11 protein-coding genes are annotated in these 16300 nt (G+C 70.7%); 4 read left to right on the forward strand and 7 right to left on the reverse strand.

Annotated elements, in window-relative coordinates; translation table 11 throughout:
- Positions 1 to 275 precede the first annotated feature (275 nt).
- Complete coding sequence (locus tag C6361_RS17890) at positions 276 to 4013, forward strand: replicative DNA helicase (RefSeq protein ID WP_369931439.1); 3738 nt, start codon at positions 276 to 278, stop codon at positions 4011 to 4013.
- A 70-nt stretch (positions 4014 to 4083) separates the two neighbouring features.
- Here C6361_RS17890 and C6361_RS17895 read toward each other — a convergent pair whose 3' ends face one another.
- The 7 genes from C6361_RS17895 to C6361_RS17925 form a co-directional block, all read right to left on the reverse strand.
- The gene (locus tag C6361_RS17895) at positions 4084 to 4833 is read right to left on the reverse strand and encodes a maleylpyruvate isomerase N-terminal domain-containing protein (RefSeq protein WP_234359545.1); all 750 of its coding nucleotides are present in this window, start codon (positions 4831 to 4833) and stop codon (positions 4084 to 4086) included.
- 183 nt (positions 4834 to 5016) lie between these two features.
- Positions 5017 to 5418 carry a zf-TFIIB domain-containing protein gene (locus C6361_RS17900; RefSeq protein ID WP_107262516.1) on the reverse strand — a complete coding sequence of 134 codons (402 nt, stop codon included), beginning with the start codon at positions 5416 to 5418 and terminating at the stop codon, positions 5017 to 5019.
- A gap of 19 nt (positions 5419 to 5437) precedes the next feature.
- Positions 5438 to 6073: a phosphoribosyltransferase gene (locus C6361_RS17905; RefSeq protein ID WP_107268410.1), complete on the reverse strand. Its 636-nt coding sequence runs from the start codon at positions 6071 to 6073 to the stop codon at positions 5438 to 5440.
- Positions 6074 to 6322: 249 nt separating this feature from the next.
- Positions 6323 to 6697, reverse strand: a complete 375-nt coding sequence (locus tag C6361_RS17910; protein ID WP_234359546.1) for a CrcB family protein — start codon at positions 6695 to 6697, stop codon at positions 6323 to 6325.
- Positions 6698 to 6716: 19 nt separating this feature from the next.
- A complete protein-coding gene (crcB, locus tag C6361_RS17915) occupies positions 6717 to 7172 on the reverse strand; it encodes a fluoride efflux transporter CrcB (protein WP_199853389.1) in 456 nt (151 codons plus the stop codon).
- Positions 7169 to 8578, reverse strand: coding sequence for a glycosyltransferase 87 family protein (locus C6361_RS17920; protein ID WP_369931402.1), 1410 nt, complete (start codon positions 8576 to 8578; stop codon positions 7169 to 7171). Before C6361_RS17920 ends, crcB begins: the two co-directional genes overlap by 4 nt.
- A gap of 40 nt (positions 8579 to 8618) precedes the next feature.
- Positions 8619 to 11141 (reverse strand): bifunctional diguanylate cyclase/phosphodiesterase, encoded by a 2523-nt coding sequence (locus C6361_RS17925; RefSeq protein ID WP_199853390.1) that lies wholly within the window; start codon positions 11139 to 11141, stop codon positions 8619 to 8621.
- A 692-nt stretch (positions 11142 to 11833) separates the two neighbouring features.
- Between C6361_RS17925 and C6361_RS17930 the strand changes: the two genes are divergently transcribed.
- The 3 genes from C6361_RS17930 to C6361_RS17940 all read left to right on the forward strand — a co-directional run bounded on the left by C6361_RS17930 (position 11834) and on the right by C6361_RS17940 (position 16290).
- Positions 11834 to 14899: a BTAD domain-containing putative transcriptional regulator gene (locus C6361_RS17930; protein ID WP_107268411.1), complete on the forward strand. Its 3066-nt coding sequence runs from the start codon at positions 11834 to 11836 to the stop codon at positions 14897 to 14899.
- Between the two features lie 420 nt (positions 14900 to 15319).
- Positions 15320 to 15811, forward strand: a complete 492-nt coding sequence (gene moaC / locus C6361_RS17935; protein ID WP_107268412.1) for a cyclic pyranopterin monophosphate synthase MoaC — start codon at positions 15320 to 15322, stop codon at positions 15809 to 15811.
- Complete coding sequence (locus tag C6361_RS17940; RefSeq protein ID WP_107268413.1) at positions 15808 to 16290, forward strand: molybdenum cofactor biosynthesis protein B; 483 nt, start codon at positions 15808 to 15810, stop codon at positions 16288 to 16290. Before moaC ends, C6361_RS17940 begins: the two co-directional genes overlap by 4 nt.
- Positions 16291 to 16300: the final 10 nt, after the last annotated feature.

Consider the following 16300-nt stretch of genomic DNA (forward strand, 5'->3'; position numbering starts at 1 on the left):
CAAGCGGCTGGCCAGGGCCGGCCCGGCCCGCCGGCCGAGCGGAGCCGTGGGTCAGCCGGGAAATGTCGTACGTCGGCGGTTCGCTAGGAGTCAGCCGGTGTGGCGGAGGGGGGATGCCTGTGTCGATCACCGATGACGTCCGTGGAGAGTCGCGACCGTCGCGTGGGGAGTCGCGACCGTCGGTGCCGCCGACGGACGTACCGGCACCCCGCGACGGGCAGTTCGACAAGACCCCGCCGCAGGACATCGCGGCCGAGCAGTGCGTGCTCGGCGGCATGCTGCTCTCCAAGGACGCGATCGCCGACGTGGTCGAGATCCTCCGGACCAACGACTTCTACCGGCCGGTGCACTCGACCGTCTTCGACGCGATCCTCGACCTGTACGGCCGGGGCGAGCCGGCCGACGCCATCACCGTCGCCGCCGCGCTCGCCGACTCCGGAGACCTGGCCCGGATCGGCGGCGCGCCCTACCTGCACACGCTGATCGCCAGCGTGCCGACGGCCGCCAACGCCGCCTACTACGCCCGGATCGTCGGCGAGCGCGCGGTGCTGCGGCGCCTGGTCGAGGCGGGTACCCGGATCGTCCAGCTCGGCTACGGCTCCACCGGTGGCGGCGGGCGGGACGTCGACGACGTGGTGGACCTGGCGCAGCAGGCGATCTACGACGTGACCGAGAAGCGGGTCAGCGAGGACTTCGCGGTCCTCGCCGACATGCTCCAGCCGACGCTCGACGAGATCGAGGCGGTCGGTGCGCAGGGCGGCGTGATGACCGGGGTACCGACCGGCTTCACCGACCTGGACCGGTTGCTCAACGGCCTGCACCCGGGGCAGTTGATCATCGTGGCTGGGAGACCTGGTCTGGGCAAGGCCCTCGCGCTGGACACACCGCTGCCCACTCCCGACGGCTGGACCACGATGGGTGAGATCCGGGAGGGAGACCGGCTGCTCGGTGCGGACGGTCGGCCGACCCGGGTGACCCACGCGTTCGAGATCATGCACGACCGACCGTGTTACGAGGTGGAGTTCTCGGACGGGTCGACCCTCGTCGCCGATGCCGAGCACCTGTGGAAGACGACTACCAGGGCGAGCCGTCGGCAGGGCGGGGAAACGCCTCGGCGACGCTACCGGCCCGACGAGTCCACGAACCGGCTGCGTGAGGTCGGCAGGACGTTCCGAGAGTCGTCACCGAGGTCGACCCGCAACTTCACCATGCACACCGCCGGGCGGCGGGTCGGCGTGACCGGGCGGGTCCTCCATCTGGCCCAGCAGGTTGGAGGCAGCCGGAACTGGTCGGCTCCGGCGTACGACGGCCACCGGCTGGCGGCCGAGATGATCGCAGTTGCCGAGCCTCCGATGCACAGCGCGACCACCGCGACGCACGACAACGTCGTCACCACCGAGCAGATCAGGGCGACCCTGCGGACCACCGACCAGGATCGGCGCCTCAACCACGCCGTCGAGAACTGCGCGCCCCTGGAACTGCCCGAACGCGACCTGGCCATCCCGCCGTACACCCTGGGGGTGTGGCTCGGCGCCGGTCACGGCGCCGCCGCCCGGCGGTACGGGTCCTTCCTCGGCGCGTTGCGGGCGCTGGACGTCCTGGACGACAGGCATCTGCCCGCCGCATACCTGCGGGCGTCCGAGGCTCAGCGCCGTGCCCTGCTCGCCGGTCTGCTGGACACCGACGGCACGGTCGGGCCGACCGGACACCTTCGGTACACGTCGACGTCGCACCGGTTGGCACTCGACGTGGCGGAGTTGGTGGTCAGCCTGGGCTACCACTGCACGATCGCGACCAAGCGGGTGAGGGGCGGCAGCGAGGAGACGGCGACCGCCTACACCGTCGACTTCAGCACGCCGGACGAGGTCTTCCGACTCGAACGGAAACGCCAGGCGCATCGCGACCGTCGCCGGGCGACCAACACGACCACGTCGGGCGCCCGATACATCGTCGCCGTACGGCCGGTGCCGAGCGTGCCGGTGCGTTGCGTGACCGTCGACAACGCCGACCACCTCTATCTGGCGGGTCGGTCGATGATCCCGACGCACAACTCGACGGCGTCGATGGACTTCGCCAGGAACGCCGCGATCCGGCACAACTGTGCGAGTGCCATCTTCTCGCTGGAAATGAGCAAGGTCGAGATCGTGATGCGCCTCCTCTCGGCGGAGGCCCGGGTGCCGCTGCACGTACTGCGCAGCGGGCAGCTCTCCGACGACGACTGGACCAAGCTGGCCCGCCGGATGGGCGAGATCAGCGAGGCGCCGCTCTTCGTCGACGACACCCCGAACATGAACCTGATGGAGATCCGGGCGAAGGCCCGACGGCTCAAGCAGCGGCACGACCTCAAGATGATCGTTGTCGACTATCTCCAGCTGATGAGTTCGCCGAAGCGCACCGAGAGCCGTCAGCAGGAGGTCGCGGAGCTGTCCCGAGGGCTGAAGCTGCTGGCCAAGGAGGTCGAGTGTCCGGTGATCGCGGTCAGCCAGCTGAACCGTGGCCCGGAGCAGCGTACCGACAAGCGTCCGCAGTTGTCCGATCTGCGTGAATCGGGATGTCTGACCGCCGAGACCCGGCTCATCCGTGCCGACACGAACGCAGAGATCACGCTGGGCGAGCTGTTGACACAGGGCGTACGGGACATACCTGTCTGGGCCTTGGACGAGAAGTTGAGGTACACCGCCCGGACTCTCACACATGCGTTTCCCAGCGGAACTCGTCAGGTTTTCCGGCTGACTCTCACCTCGGGCAAGCAGATCGAGGCCACTGCCAATCACCCGTTTCTGACCTTCGGCGGCTGGGTTCCGCTTCGGGAGATCACGGTCGGCGCCCGGGTCGCGACGCCTCGGCACATACCCCCGCCACTGACCACCCGACCCTGGCGAGAGGCGCGGGTGATCATGCTTGCACACCTGCTCGGGGACGGATCCTTCGTGCGGAGGCAGCCCGTCCGGTACGCCAGCCAGGACGAGGAGAACCTCGCCGCCGTAACGGCAGCGGCGCAGGACTTCGGCATCACCGCGATTCGGGATGACTACGCGGCGGCACGGGTCAGCACCCTCCGTCTTCCCGCCCCCTACCGTCTGGCTCGGGGGCGGCGGAACCCGATCGCCGAGTGGCTGGATGGCCTAGGGCTGTTCGGCCTGCGCTCGCACGAGAAGTTCGTACCATCCGAGGTTTTCTCGCTACCCAAGGAACAGATCACACTGTTCCTGCGGCACCTCTGGGCGACGGATGGGTCGGTCACGGTGAACAAGACAGGACGAGGCGGGCGGATCTACTACGCGTCGACCAGCCGTCGGATGCTCGAAGACATCTCCCGCCTGCTGCTTCGCTACGGCATTACGGCGCGGCTGAGGGCGGTTCCGACCAAGACGCACCGGACCCAGTACACGCTGGATATCTCCGGGCGGGACGATCAGCTCCGGTTCCTGCGTGAGATCGGAGTGCACGGCGAACGGGCTAGGGCGTGCGCTCGACTGATCGCGGCCATCCAGTCCACGGTCAGCAACGCCAACGTCGACACCGTCCCCCGTGAGGTGTGGAGCCGAGTGCGGGAGGTGCTGACCGAGCGGGGCATGACGCATCGCGAGTTCGCCGTTTCGCTGGGGACCCAGTTCTGTGGCAGCACGCTGTGGAAGCGTGCGCCGAGCCGTACCCGACTTGCCAAGGTCGCGCAGGTGCTGGATTCCGCAGACCTCGAGTTGCACGCCACCAACGACGTCTTCTGGGACGAGGTGCGGCACATCGAGCCGTTAGGTGAACGCGACGTGTACGACGCGACGGTGCTCGGCGTACACAACTTCATCGCGAACGGGATCGCCGTGCACAACTCGATCGAGCAAGATGCCGACGTTGTCATATTGCTGCACCGCGACGACTACTACGACAAGGAGTCGCCCCGGGCCGGTGAGGCGGACTTCATCGTCGCCAAGCACCGGAACGGACCGACCGACACCGTCACCGTCGCCGCGCAGCTGCACCTGTCCCGGTTCGTCGACATGGCCATCGTCTGAGCCCGTCCGGAGACCGAGCCGCTGGGCCGCCCGGAGACCGAGTCGCCGGCCGGACACCGTCGCGGGTGGCTCAGCCGAGCAGGGGGAACCAGCCGGCGGCCTCGCCGAGCACCAGCCGGTCGTGCGCGCTCAGCGGGAGCCGCCCGGTCCCCTTCAGCAGATAGTCGGTGTCCGACCAGTCGGGTGGACGGATCGCCTCGGCGCTGAGCAACCCGTCCAGGGTCGCCACCGCGATGGCGACGCCCGCAGGCTCCGGCTCGGGCGCGTCCGCAAGGTCCACCGTCAGGTCGAGATGGTGCACGACCGCCTCGGTGACCAGGGTGGCGAGGAATTCCGGTACCGCCAGCACGTGACCCTGGGTGCTGACGTACCCGAGCGGGTCGGCCGCGGCGGCGGCCCGGACCGCCGCCGGTGCGGTGTCGGTCCAGAGCCGGACCACGCCGCGCGGCCGGTCGAAGGCGGCGGCGGACCGGCGTACCCAGGTGGCGTGCCGCCCCTCGTCCGGATCGCTCGGCGACAGCCAGTAGCTGACGCCGTCCACGTCCGCCGGCCCGACCGCCGGGCTGGCGAGCGTGACCAGGGCCCGCTGGGCGTCGAGGACCAGATGTAGCAACAGGTCGACGACGAACCAGCCCCGGCAGCGGGTCGGCCGGAGCAGGTCGACATCGGCGAGGTCGCCGACGGTCGCGGTGATCAGGTCGTACGCCGCACCGAGCGCCCGTTGCGGCCCCGCCGCCCGGGACGCCTCACTGCCCGCAGCCGCCCCGGGCACCTCCGCACGCCCCGCCCGGGACGCGTCCACGCCGTCCAGCCGACCCACCTCCGTCCAGCCGACCCCATTGCCGCAAATGGCGAATCCCCGCCCCCGGCGACGTACGCCCGCCCGTCGACGACGCGCGAGGTTCGTTGCCCGGGCACGGGGATCCGTGAAACTCCGGTCAACCGGCCGATCCGGTGGCCGGTCTCCCAGCGGAGACTGGAACCGTCCTGCCGGCGGGGCCGGTCAGTCGAAGAAGTCGTTCAGGAAACCCTTCCGCTTCTTGTGCCGGTAGTGCCCGTGGTAGCCGTAGTGCGGCTGCCCGTGCTGCCCGTACGCCGGGGCCGGCGCCGGCGGGTAGCCGTGCGCGGGCGGTGGCGGCGGCGGGGCGTGGCTCGGACCGCCGTAGGCGGGCTGGTGCGGGGCCGGCGGCGGCGGAGGCGGCGGGTATCCGGCACCCGAGGCGGGCGTGTGCTGCGGCGCCGGCGACTGCTGCTGGCTCCAGTTGGCCTCGGCCTCGAACAGCTTCTCCAACTCGCCCCGGTCGAGGAAGATGCCACGGCATTCGGTGCACTGGTCAACCGTGACGCCGCTGCGCTCGTACTGGCGCATGTCGCCACGACACTTGGGACAGGTCATCTGCATCACTCGACGGTACCCGGTCGAATCACCGAGTTCCTGTCAGCGCGGCCACCACTTCGGCATCCGATACCTCGTGGAAGTCGGCGTAGTAGCGGCTGACGGCGCCGAAGTCCGCCGGGAGTTCCGGGCAGAGCACCTCGTCGGCGGTCTCGCCGAGCACCTCGTACGCCTGCGGCGCGCCGACCGGGACGGCGACGACCACCCGGCGGGCGCCCAGTTGCCGGGCGACTCCCACGGCGGCCCGCGCGGTGGCCCCGGTGGCGAGCCCGTCGTCGACGATCACGGCGATCCGGCCGTCCAGCCGCAGCGGCGGCCGGTCCTTGCGGTAGAGCCGCTCGCGTCGTTCCAGCTCGGCGGTCTCGGCCCGGACCACCGCGTCCACCTCCTCCGGCTCCAACCGGTCGGCGATCTCCTCGTTGAGCACCCGCAGCCCGCCCGGTCCGACGGCACCGAAGGCCACCTCGGGCGCCTCCGGCAGGCCCAGCTTGCGGACCACGAGTACGTCCAGCGGTGCGCCGAGCGGCTCCGCCACCGCCGCCGCCACCGGTACGCCGCCCCGGACCAGTCCGAGGACGACCACGTCGGGGTCGCCGGAGATCGGGGCGAGCCGGTCGGCGAGTACGGCTCCGGCCTCGGCACGATCCCGATAGGTCGCGTTCATGCCTCAGGTTTACGCCCCGTCGGCCGACCCCGCTCGGCAGACGCCCGAGAAAGCCGTCGGATCGCCGCCGGAGGCCGCCGGACCGGCTGGCCCGCGACGTGGCACCGCCGGTCGCCGCCTCAGGGGCGACGCAGCGCGCCAACACCCGGCGGCGAGGCGCGGGGTGTCAGCCAGCGCGAGTGAGGCGCGGCTGTCAGGCCAGGCCGGCTGAGGTGCGGGTGTCAGGCCAGGCCGGGTGAGGTGCGGGTGTCAGGCCAGGGCGGTGGTGCCGAGCTGCCAGCCCAGCGCGGCGGCGCCGAGCCCGACGGCCAGGGTGGCGAGGACGTTCAGTCCGCCCCGTCGGCACCCGCCCGGCCCGCTGCGCAGTAGCTGCACGGTCTCGTAGCCGAACGTCGAATAGGTGGTCAGCGCGCCGCAGTACCCGGTGCCGACCAGCGCCCAGACCCAGCCCGGCAGCGCGGCGGAGAGGCCGGCGAAGAGGCCGAGCACCAGCGAGCCGACGACGTTGACCGTGAACGTCGCCCAGGCGGCCGGGCGGGACCGGCGCTCGACCAGCCAGTTGACCAAGAACCGGCCGACCGCGCCCACCGCGCCGCCGACCAGCACCGCCGCCCAGGTCAGCATCGTCGTACCGCCCGTCCGGTCACGATCGCACCCGGTCCGCCGCCCACATCCCGAGGCGTACCGCGACCAGCGCTCCGGCGAGCGTGCCGAGCAGGTACCCGACGGCGACACCGGGGCGGCCGGCGGCGAGCAGTCCCCGGGTCTCCACCGCGTACGTGGAGAACGTGGTGTAGCCGCCGAGGATCCCGGTGCCGAGGAACGGCCGGACCAGCCGGTGCGGGGCGGCGGCGGTGGTGACCAGCCGCATCAGCAGGCCGATCAGGGCGCAGCCGGAGAGGTTGGTGACCAGGGTCGCCCACGGTACGCCGGTGGGGGCGTGCGGCCAGAGCACCGCCAGCCCGTACCGGCCGGCCGAGCCGAGCGCACCGCCGAGGGCGACCGCGGCGAGGACGTCCCAGCCGGGCCGACCCGGCAGCGCGGCCGGCTCGTCGGGTTCGTCGGGCCCGAGTGGCTCGGCAGGACGGGACGGGTTCACGGGACGGGACGGCTTGCCGGGGTGGCCGACGGTGCCGAGGTGTGATCGGCGGCCGGTCCACCCCGCCCCGGGCTGCCGGCGAGCCGGAGCGCGGGGACCCAGCCGAGGAAGGCGACCGGGTAGAGCAGGTACCCGAACCGGGTCGACGGCATCAGCAGGATCGCGGCGAGCAACCCGTACCCGCAGAAGAGCGCGGCGGAGGCAGCCGTGCGGGGCGGGCGGCGCAGCAGCAGGACGGCGATCAGCGCTCCGGCCGCGACCAGCAGCGCGGCGGCGACCACCCGGCCGGCCGGCAGCGCCTGCGCGATCAGGTACCCGGGGAACGGCGACGCGGCCGGGCTGCTGACCAGGCCGTGGCCGAGCGGGAAGCGCAGCACGTTCTCGACCAGCGCCGCCGAGTCGACGAGCTGGGCCGGGACGAGCGCGACCAGCGGCAGGCCGAGCGCCCCGACGGCCAGCCGCAGCCCGGTCCGGCGGCCCCGGACGGCGGCGTGCACCAGCAGGACCAGCGCGACCGGCCAGGCGAAGAGTTTCAGTGCCGCCGCCAGCCCGACCGCCAGCCCGGCGGCGAGGAAGCGGTCCCGGGCGGCGCAGGCGAGGGCGAGCAGGCAGAGGGCGAGGACCGGCAGGTCGTCGCCGCCGGTGGCCAGGGTCAGCGCGCAGACCGGGAGTACCGTCGCGAGCTGCACCGCCCGGACCAGCGCGGCGTCCCGGGCGCCGGCCCGCTCCGCCGACGGCGCCGCGCGGCCGGCGGAAACCGCCGTCGGGCGGCGCAGCAGCAGCACGGCCAGGCCGAGTGCGACGGCGGTGGCGACGGCGAACCAGATCCGGGCGTCCGTCCACCAGGCGGTGCCGGCGAGGGCGCGGGGCAGCCCGAAGAGGGCCATCCCCGGCTGGTACGGGGTGTAGCCGAGGAGTTGCTCCGCACCCGGCAGCGCGGCGATGGCGTCCCGGGTCAGGTACGGCGTGCCGTGGTCGAGCAGTCGGGCGCCGGAGTGCTCGACCACCACCACCTCCTCCTGGGCCCGGTCTAGCCGGCCGCCGACCCGTTCGACCGCCTGCCAGACCAGCGGCAGCAGGGCGGTGGTGGCCCAGGTGACGACGGTCAGCCCGCCCCGCGCGGCGGTACCGGCCAGCCGGGAGTCGGGCCGGCGACGCCGGACGAGGAGCTGACCGAGCACCAGGATCGTGGCGACCAGGTAGCCGACGGCGGCGACGCCGCCCCAGGCCCGGTGCGGCAGGAGTGTGGAGGTGGCCGCGGTGACGGCGGCGAAGCCGGTGGAGAGGAGGTAGAGCACCAGGTCGGCGGCGAGCCCACCGGCCGCCCGGTCGGCCCGACGCCAGTGTCCCCGGCCTTCCGGCGTCCGGGTGGCCGGCGAGGTGTCCAGTTCGTCCGTGGCACTCACGCGGGCAAGTGTGGCAGACGCCCGGCAGCGGGTGCGGCGGTTACGCCGGCAGGTGCGGCAGGCGTTCGGCGCGGCGCGGGCCGGGCCGGCGGCCGGGGGAGAGTCGGACCACCGCGCCCTCGTCGTGCAGCGCGGGGGCGAGCGTGCCGGGCCGGCCACCCGCGCCCTGGTGCAGGGCGGCGAGCAGCCGGGCGGCCGGCATCGGCCGGGCGAAGAGGTGGCCCTGCCCGGCGGCGCAGCCCAGCTCCCAGAGCGCGCGGCGCTGCGGCTCGCTCTCCACCCCCTCGGCCACCACGCTCAGGTTGAGGCTCCGGCCCAGGTCGACGGTGGATCGGATCACCGCGGTGGCCTCCGCCGAGGTTTCCATCGCGGTGACGAAACCCCGGTCGATCTTCAATTCGTGTACGGGGATCCGGGACAGCACCGACAGCGACGAGTACCCGGTGCCGAAGTCGTCGAGGGCGAGCTGGATGCCCGCGTCGCGGAGCTGCCCGAGTACCTGGTCGACGACTTCGAGCTGGCTGAGCGTCAACGTCTCGGTCAGTTCCAGCACGAGCCGGTCCGGCGGCAGGTCGTGCGCCCGCAACCGGGCCAGTACGGAGCCGGGGAACCGGGCGTCGAGCAGGCTGCGCGGCGAGACGTTGACCGCCACCGGCAGGTCGAAGCCCGCCTCCCGCCAGGTGTTGACGGCGATCAGCGACTGGTCGAGTACCGCCTCGGCGAACGCCGGCAGCAGCCCGGACCGTTCCACCGTCTCCAGGAACCGGAGGGGGTCGATGGTGCCCCGGGCCGGGTGCCGCCACCGGGCGAGCGCCTCGGCGGCGACCACCTCGCCGCTGCCGAGGTCGACGATCGGCTGGAAGTTGACGGTGAACTCGTGGTCGGCGACCGCCCTTGGCAGGTCGCCGCCGAGCGAGAGTCGGCCGAGGTCGGCGGTGTCCCGGGTCGGGGCGTACGTGGCGATCCGGCGTCCGGCCCGCTTGGCCTGGTACATGGCCACGTCGGCGCGGCGCAGCAGCTCGGTCATCCCGCCGCTGCTCGGCGCGACCGCGATGCCGCCGCTGGCCTCGACGCTGATCCGCATCCCGTCCAGCTCGATCGGCTCGTGCAGCGCGGTGAGCAGCGTCTCGGCCCGGTGCGCGGCGACCGCCGGGGCGGGCAGGCCGTGGAAGAGCACCGCGAACTCGTCCCCGCCGAGCCGGGCGACCAGGTCCTCCCCGTGTACGGCACCGCGCAGCCGCTCGGCGACCTGGATCAGTACCCGGTCGCCGGCCGCGTGCCCGAGGGTGTCGTTGACCTCCTTGAAGTGGTTGAGGTCGATCAGCAGCAGCGCGACGACTCCCTCGGTGCGGCGCTGGCCGAGTTGCTCGGCGCCCCGGTCGAGCAGTTGTCGCCGGTTGGCCAGCCCGGTCAGCGCGTCGTGCGCGGCGGCGTGCGCGTGCTCCTCGGCCACCCGGTTCAGTTCGGCGTACGCCGACGCGTTGCGGACCGCCGTGCAGAGCGCCGAGGCGAAGGTACGCAGGGTGTACTGCTCCCGCTCGGAGAGCTTGACCGGGCCCCGGAAGCGCAACCGCAGCATCCCGATGTGGCTCGTGCTGTGTCCCTCGAGGGGTACCGGGATGACCAGAGCCGCGTCGTCCGTGGCCGTGCCGGGCGGCCCGTCGTAGGTGAGCGCCTTGGTCGTGCCCCGGACCAGCCGGCCCGCCTCGGTCAACTCGATCTCCACCTCGTCGGCGGAGAAGAGTTCGGCGCCACCCGTCACCGCCGTCCTCAGCACGGTGTCGAGGTCCACGGCGTTGAGCGCGTCGGTCGCCCGAGCCAGACGCTGCCACGCCTGCTGCTCGGTACGCGCCCGGATCCGTCCCGAGTACGCCAGGTGGAGACTGAGGATCAGGGGTGGGATCGCCGCCAGCAGCCGGATGTCCGCCTGGAGGATCACCAGGGTGCCCAGGATCAGGAAGAACCGGGCGACGACAGTGGCCAAGCGTAGATTCCAGTTCTCCCTGAAGAGGTGGCTCGCCTTCGTACCTGTCGCCAGGGCGATGATCGGCAGCGACAGCAGTTCGTCCAGCACCGCGTTCACCAGGTACGCGACCGCGAGCGGACCGATCAGGTCGGCGACGGAGACTTCTCCTCCTCCCTGGTGGCCGAGGAGGAGCAGCGTCAACGCACTGACGCTGACCAGCACCATCTCTTTCGCGACGGCGAACACTGTCTTGATCCTGGCTCGTTTGGCGATGACACAGGTGATGCCGACGCCGAGTCCCGTACTCAGCACGACCCACGGAGCGGGGGCCACCGCGAGGCCGACCATGAAGGCGCTCTCGATCCAGCTGAAGCCGTGCGCGGCTGACCGGATGCGGATCTTCACCGAGGCTGCGGTGCCGACCGCGACCAGCGCGACCAGCGTCGCCGCCATCTGGAGGTTGGAGCCCGTCGCGGAGTCGTTGCGGATGATCGCGTGTACGCAGATTCCGGCCGAGACGGCCGCGAAGACGACGACGGGACCGACAGCCAGCCACAGCCGGTCGGTCCCAGTGTCATGTTCATCAGGACGAGTCACAACCGTTTCCCGGGTATGCGGAGGATGCGTCTCGCCAGACTACGGTGAGTCGCCTTTCGGCGACACCTACGTCACTCCCAGGTGTGCCCGCGCATGATCGCTCTCCATTCAGCCTCTGGCTGCTTCCGGGCTACCGGTCTCCGGTAATCCGTTGCTGCCAAACCGGTTCGGTTGATGGGAGCAGCCTAAGGGGAGAGTGCGGCGGATAGATACAAAAAATGTCGCTATGCTCACTATTAGCCAAGGCTCGACACATTCGCTACGTTCTGTCCATGTATGGAGACTGACTGGCGATGATCGACATGCGTTCATGGAGCGGGGATGCCGGCTCTGATGCTCGCGGCCCTGGTGGGGTTGATCGCTTTCTCCGACGACGGTCGACAGACACCCGCGGACCGCCATGGTGGTGGTTGCGGTCGTTCGGCAACTCGATTGTCGTCAAGTCTTGGCGGTGCAGTTGCCAGACCTCCATCGGGTGACCTGGTAGAACTCGCTTCGTGTCCATCTGTTGACCCTGGGTTCAGTTGTCGGGGGGCGCCGTTGATCTTGGACGATTGCGTCATTACAGACGAACCAGGTGGAGCTTGACCCTCGGCGGGCGAATGACGCTGGTGAATGTATCTGTGCGCTGGTCGATACACTGCGAGGGGTCACTGGTCAGCTCGTCCTTTTTGCGCGTCTTGGGGCCGTAGATGATTGAAATTCGGCTTTTAGGGCCGATGCAGCTCCTCGTAGGCGGATCGTCGTTGCCACTCGGTACCCCGAAACAGCAGACCGTGTTGGCATTGCTGGCGATCCGACCGGGGCGGATAGTCACCCTGGAGGAGTTGATCGACGAGCTGTGGCCGGATGCGGCCCCCGCATCGGCTGTCGCGAACACCCGTAGCTACGCGGCACGTCTCCGGCGAGCATTCGACGAGGTGGACGGAACCAGGGGTCTGTTAGCTCGCAGCGGTCCCGGCTACGAGTTCCGGATACGTCCGGACGACGTGGATCTGCTCGCCTTCGAAGATGAGTGCCAACGAGCCGGTGAGGCTCTCGCCCGCGCGGACGCCTTCGGCGCGGAGGATCTGATCCGCCGGGCCGAGGATCGCTGGCGGGGACCGATGTTGGCCGGTGTGCAGCTTGGACCGGTGTTGTCGGCCCGCCGAACGGCGGTGGCGACCCTTCGGCTCGGCCTGATCGAGCAGCGCGCCGAGCTGCACATGACCGCAGGACGCCCCCGCCTGGCGATCGGGATGCTCAGGGAGCATCTGCGAGCTCACCCCCTGCGGGAACGTGGTCATGCTCTGTTGATCAGGGCACTCTACGAGGATGGCGACGTGCCCGGTGCCCTGGCGGCGTTCGCCGCCGCACGGGCGGAACTGGTCGACCAGCTCGGCATCGAGCCCGGCGACGAACTGCAACAACTGCACAAGGCGGTACTCAACCGCGACCCTGCACTCGGTCGCCCCCGGGTGACCGTTGCAGGTCCGCAACCCGGACCGCCGTCGAAGCCAGGGCCGCCCGCCGGCCCCCTCGATTTCCCTGACCAGCAGGTGGCGGTGCCGTCCTGCTGGCTGCCCCGACCGGTCGTCGATTTCACCGGACGGACCGAAGCGATACGTCGGCTGACCGAGGCCGTGGAGCGGGCGGAACCTGGCGGGCCAGTGATCCGAGTGATCAACGGGATGGCGGGGATCGGCAAGACCGCGCTCGCGGTACACCTCGCCAGCCGGCTCACCGACCACTACCCCGATGCCCAACTCTTCATCGACCTGCAAGGCCACAGCAGTGTGAGCCCAATGCAGCCCTCCGCCGCGCTGACAACCCTGCTCCGGCAACTCGGCGTACCGGCCGGACGGATTTCGACGGAGCTTGATCAACGTATCGCGCTGTGGCGTTCGGAGCTGGCCACCCGGAGGGTCATCGTGCTGCTCGACAATGCCGGCAGTAGAGCCCAGGTCGAGCCGCTGCTGCCGTCTGCCCCCGGCACACTGGTGCTGGTAACGAGCCGACGGCGCCTGTTGGGAACCGACGGAATCATCCCCGAGTCATTACCTGTCCTTGCCCCGGACGAGGCCGTGGACCTGTTGGCGAGGACCGCCGGAGCGGACCGGATCCGGGCGGAGCCGGAGGCCGCCGCAGCGGTGGTACGACAATGTGGACACCTTCCGCTGGCGATCCGGCTGGCGGGCGCCCGCCTCGCGCACCGCCCAGGCTGGAGGGTGGCGGATCTGGCGGACCGGATCGACCGGAGCAGTCGGACGCTCGGCGAGCTCTCTGCGGAGGACCGGAGCATTGCTGCCGCCTTCGACCTGTCATACCAACCACTCCGGGAACCCGTGCGCCGAATGTTTCGGCTGCTGGGCCTCTATCTTGGCGAGTTCTTCCACATCACCACAGCGGCGGCACTGACGGGGTTGCCGTTGCCGGACGCCAAGTTGGCTCTGGCCGAATTGGTTGACCACCATCTCGTGGAGGAACTGAGCGCCGACCGGTTCCGGCTACATGATTTGACGCGCCAGTACGCGGCCGACCTCGCCGTCGCTACCGACGCGGCGGACGAGCGCGAGGCGGCGTTGGGTCAGCTGCTCGACCACTACCTGTTCGCGGCGGCTGTCGTCTCGGAAAGACTGGAACTGCCGTATCACCGTATATTGCGGCTCTCGCATGGACCGCAGCGTCCCGAGTTGGTGGAGGCGGTGGCACCGGACACGTCGTGGATGGAGCGGGAACGAGGGAACATCCGATCGCTGATCCGTCTCGCCGCAGAAGGTGCGCATGCCCACTATGCGTGGCAGCTTGCCCGATATACCTGGCGGTTCAACTATACCCGTGGTTACTCGGAAGAGATCATCGAGACCCATCGTGTCGGGTCGGCCGCGGCTATTCGTCTGGGAGACGTCGCGGCCACGGCGACGATGCACAATTACATAGCCTCTGCGTATCTCAATATCACCGACTATCAAACTGCGATGCGGCATTTGCAGAGGTCGGCCTGCCTGTCGAGCAGCCTCGGGGATGTGCTCGCGGCACGGGCCAGCGAGGCCAACCGCGCCGTGGTGTTGACCAGAATGGGGCGTCTAGCCGAAGCTGTCGAGATCTACCGACGGGTGCGGCGGGCCGGGCTGCTCAGCGTCGGCACCAATATGGGAATTCCGCTCATGTTACTTGGAATGTGCGAGGAGGCCCTGCGGGTTCAACGCACATCCCTGTTCCTCGCTATCGAGCTGAAAAAGAGCTTCGCGATCGCTCAGGACCTTGGGAATCTCGGGGCGATACGCCTCCGAATGGGCCAGTTCAGTCAGGCCGCCCGCCTGATCAGTGCTTCGCTCGCACTCAGGGCCCGGATCCGTAACCGGCGTGGTGAACCGGGGGCGATCAACGACCTCGGCAGCGCGTACCGCCATCTGGGCCGGCTCGACGACGCGCTGCAACTGCACCGGCGAGCGATAGCCGCCGCAGTCGATGCGGGCGAGCGGGACGTGGAGTCGGCAGCGTTGAACGATCTCGGCCTCACTCTGTCGGCGGCCGGTCGGGCGGAACAGGCATTCGAGGTGCACCGCCAGGCGCTCGAACTGGCAACCCGGATCAGCCACCCGTACGAGCAGGGGCGGGCGTTGGCTGCCATGGCTGCGCACCGGGAACCGCAGGATCCGGCCGAGGCGCGGCGGCACTGGGAGCGGGCGTTGGCGATCTTCGGAAAGATGGGCGTGCCGGAACGCTTCGAGGTCGAGCGCGAGCTGGCTCGGCTGGCCCTGCCCGTCGAGCGGTGACCGGTCGAGTTTCTCGATCGCGGTGACGCCGTTCCCGTCCGCGAAGGACCGGCAGGTGTCCGAGCCGGGCCGGTGCACCGGACGTATCGACCGTCTATCGAGTTTCTATCTCCGCCGCACCTACGGTTTTCCGCATCGGTCATGTCGTTGGTCGAGCACCGGGGGAATCGGCAACGAGACCGGCTGCGGTGGTCGCCCCCCGATCACCGCTGCGGTGAGGGTGAGGAAGTGGTACGGCTGTCGCGACGCACCCGCGACAGGTTTCCAGGTTGCATCCGCTTCCTCACCCGAACCGCTGTCCCGGCGAGTGGCGGTCGGAGCAGGTCCCGACGAGTGGCGGCCGGAGCAGGTGCGGCTGGTGGAGCCCGGCGGAGGATCCGCCTTCCTCTAAGCTCGCCGTGCGACCGATAAGCTCGCCGTGTGACCGAGCCCGCGCATCTCACCCACGTCGACTCCGCCGGGTCGGCCCGGATGGTCGACGTCTCCGCCAAGCCGGTCTCGGTGCGCCGGGCCGTCGCCGCCGGCCGGCTGCGCACCACGGCCGAGGTGATCGAGCTGCTGCGCCGGGACGGGCTGCCGAAGGGCGACGCCCTGGCCGTCGGTCGGCTCGCCGGCATCATGGGGGCGAAACGCACCCCGGACCTGATCCCGCTCTGTCATCCGATCGCCCTGCACGGCGTCACCGTCGAGCTGGAGCCCGGCGACGACACGGTCGAGATCACCGCGACGGTCCGGACCGCCGACCGGACCGGCGTCGAGATGGAGGCGCTGACCGCCGTCGCCACCGCCGGGCTCGCGCTGATCGACATGGTCAAGGCCGTCGACCCGGCGGCCTCGATCGAGGGGGTACGCGTGCTGCGCAAGGAGGGCGGCAAGACCGGCGACTGGACCCGACCGGCGGACCGGCCGTGATCCGGGCCCGGGTGGTGGTCGCCTCCAACCGTGCGGCCACCGGCGTCTACGCCGACACCAGCGGCCCGCTGCTGGTGGAGGGCCTGACGAAGCTCGGCTGCCAGGTCGACGAGCCGGTGGTGGTGCGCGACGGCGACCCGGTCGGCGCCGAGTTGCGCCGCGCCGCGGCCGAGGGCGTCGACGTGGTACTGACCAGTGGCGGCACCGGCATCAACCCGACCGACCGGACCCCCGAGGTGACCCGGGCACTGCTCGACTACGAGATCCCGGGCATCGCCGAGGCGATCCGGGCGCACAGCCGGGACAAGGTACCGACGGCGGCACTCTCCCGTGGCCTGGCCGGGGTGATCGGCCGGACGCTGGTGGTCAACCTGCCCGGCTCCACCGGCGGCGCCAGGGACGGGCTCGCCGTACTCGGGTCGATCCTCGGGCACGCGGTCGACCAGCTCCGGGGCGGCGACCATCCGCGTACCGACTGAACTCGTCGGC

Source organism: Plantactinospora sp. BC1 (assembly GCF_003030345.1).
Classification (GTDB): domain Bacteria; phylum Actinomycetota; class Actinomycetes; order Mycobacteriales; family Micromonosporaceae; genus Plantactinospora.

Excerpts from the sequence above, each read along its gene's own strand:
- C6361_RS17890 (WP_369931439.1), top strand. The coding sequence starts at position 276 with ATGCTGCTCTCCAAGGACGCGATCGCCGACGTGGTCGAGATCCTCCGG.
- C6361_RS17905 (WP_107268410.1), bottom strand. The coding sequence starts at position 6,073 with ATGAACGCGACCTATCGGGATCGTGCCGAGGCCGGAGCCGTACTCGCC.
- C6361_RS17930 (WP_107268411.1), top strand. The coding sequence starts at position 11,834 with ATGATTGAAATTCGGCTTTTAGGGCCGATGCAGCTCCTCGTAGGCGGA.
- C6361_RS17910 (WP_234359546.1), bottom strand. The coding sequence starts at position 6,697 with ATGCTGACCTGGGCGGCGGTGCTGGTCGGCGGCGCGGTGGGCGCGGTC.